This is a genomic window from Pannonibacter sp. (genome assembly GCF_051860505.1).
GTDB lineage: Bacteria > Pseudomonadota > Alphaproteobacteria > Rhizobiales > Stappiaceae > Pannonibacter.
Genome location: NZ_JBHYDX010000051.1, coordinates 1 through 2,273, shown reverse-complemented (window position 1 = coordinate 2,273; position 2,273 = coordinate 1). Strand labels below are relative to the sequence as shown.

General features: G+C 58.4%; 2 protein-coding genes and 1 pseudogene. 2 read left to right on the top strand and 1 reads right to left on the bottom strand.

All coding sequences use genetic code 11. From position 1 onward, the window contains the following. Positions 1-165: 165 nt before the first annotated feature. Together ACTIFE_RS20430 and ACTIFE_RS20425 are read left to right on the top strand one after the other, a co-directional pair. Positions 166-1,252, top strand: a protein-coding gene (locus ACTIFE_RS20430; protein ID WP_439530986.1) for an IS3 family transposase whose coding sequence is annotated in 2 segments (ribosomal slippage) — positions 166-422 and positions 421-1,252 — 1,089 coding nt in all. Because the reading frame shifts where the segments join, the coding sequence is not laid out codon by codon here. 36 nt (positions 1,253-1,288) lie between these two features. After that, positions 1,289-1,594, top strand: a pseudogene (locus tag ACTIFE_RS20425) (chromosome partitioning protein ParB); the annotation flags it as partial. 233 nt (positions 1,595-1,827) lie between these two features. Here the strand turns inward: ACTIFE_RS20425 and ACTIFE_RS20420 are convergent. Then, the coding region (locus tag ACTIFE_RS20420) for a transposase (RefSeq protein WP_439530985.1) at positions 1,828-2,273 on the bottom strand (446 nt) is incomplete at its 5' end.

Genomic DNA, 2,273 nt, shown 5'->3' with positions numbered 1-2,273 from the left:
ATGGTCTAGCAGCCCAACACCTGCAGCCCGTTTAAGTGGGAAAATACAATTTTATCGATCTGCGTTTTTGTGGCGGGGAGGGGGTAGCGCCCGGGGTAATCCCCCCGCCAATTAACGGGCTTCAAAAGTAGAATTTTCTCAGGCTTTATGATCGAGGAGATTTTGATGAAGACGAGCAGATTTAGCGAACCGCAGATAATGGCCATCCTGCGCCAGGCAGAAGGTGGTGTTCCAGTTCCCGAACTGTGCCGGGAGCACGGGATGAGCACGGCCTCATTTTACAAATGGCGGGCCAAGTATGGAGGCATGGACGCCTCGATGATCAGCCAGATGAAGGCTCTGGAAGACGAGAACCGCCGGCTGAAGAAGATGTATGCGGAGATGAGCATGCAGGCCGAACTTCTCAAAGAGGCTCTGGGAAAAAGTGACACGGCCATCTCAACGCCGGGAGATGGCCGGGAAAGCAGTGGCGTTGCGAGGGGTGAGCATTGCGCTCGCCTGCCGCACCTTCGCGGTCAGCGAGACCTGCTATCGTTACAGCGCCAAGCTGAACGAGGAGAATGAACAGATCGTCGATCTCCTCATCGGGCTGACGCGGGCAAAGAAGAGCTGGGGCTTCGGCCTGTGCTTCCTTTACCTGCGCAATGTCCGGGGGCACTTGTGGAATCACAAACGGGTCTACCGGATATACCGCGATCTGGAATTGAACCTGCGGATCAAGCCGAGAAAGCGCTTGAAGCGGGATAAACCCGATACGCTGGCCGTCCCGGATCAACCGAACATGGTCTGGTCGATGGACTTCATGGCAGACCGCCTGGAGGATGGCAGGCAGTTTCGGCTGCTGAATGTGCTGGATGACTTCAACCGCGAGGGGCTCGGCATCGAGGTGGACTTTTCGCTACCGGCTGAACGCGTGATCCGTAGCTTGAGCCAGATCATCGAATGGCGAGGCAAGCCATACGCCATTCGGGTGGACAACGGCCCGGAATATGTCAGCGGCAAGCTCATGGAATGGGCAGAGAAACAAGGGATTGCCTTGAACCACATCCAGCCCGGAAAGCCGCAACAGAATGCTCATGTCGAACGCTATAACCGCACCGTCCGGCATGAATGGCTCGACCAGAACATCATCGAAAGCATCGAGGAGGCACAGGAATTCGCCACACAGTGGCTATGGACCTACAACAACGAACGGCCCAATATGGGCATCGGCGGCATCACACCCGCACAGAAACTGAAAATGGCTGCGTGAATTCTACTGCAGAGCCCCGCTAAAAAAGGGGATTACCAAACCATCATCGTCGGGGTGCGCGTCAACGCCGATGGCGAAATCATGGGCGGTGGCGAACGTGACGGGTTGCCCATTCCGTTTCCGACCTTGATCCGGAGGACGAGGACACCGGGATAATGGCAAGCTACTGTCGGACTCGCTCATCCGCGACCTGACCACGCATCGCACCCTTGCCCTGCGCTTGTCCTTGGCGAGCAACCGGACATGGCCTTGATCGCGGTCACCCATGCGCTTGCCACGCAGAACTTCTATCGCGGCGGCGGGGATGCCCATTGCCTCGAAATCCGCCCGACGAGCGCCTACCATACCGGCTCCGGCCTGATCGGCGCGGGACTGGTCGGTCTGTTCTCCGTTGGCGTCACTTTCGGCATCCTCGCCGTGCTGTTCGAGACGATCCGCGCGCCCGTCATCCGCCGGATCGTCGCGCTTGTCTTCGCCGCGCCCGCTGCCGTGGCGGGTTTTGCGCTGGTCCATGGAGAGGTGGTTCGGTTGATCTGAACAGGTTCTGGGCGTTTTTAAGTGGTTTTCCGCCTTGGTTACGCCGCCACCGCTTCGGGCATCGGCTGGTTGAAGTAGGCCTGATCGGGTGTTTTTCCGTCAAGCGACGAATGTGGCCGTCGGCTGTTGTAGAAGCTCAGATAGCGGCCAATTCCGGTCCGGGCTTCGGACACGCTGGCATAGGCGCTCAGGTAAACCTCCTCATATTTGATGGTCCGCCAGAGGCGCTCAATGAAGACATTGTCGCGCCAGGCTCCCTTGCCATCCATGCTGATCTTGATCTCGCGGGCGGCCAGCACCTTGATGAAGTCAATGGACGTGAACTGGCTGCCCTGATCCGTATTGAAGATCTCGGGCGTGCCGTGACGTGCCAACGCCTCCTTCACAGCTTCCATGCAGAACTCAGCCTCCAGCGTGATCGATACCCTCCAGGCCAGGACGCGCCGCGTGAACCAGTCGAGCACGGCAGCCAGATAGATGAACC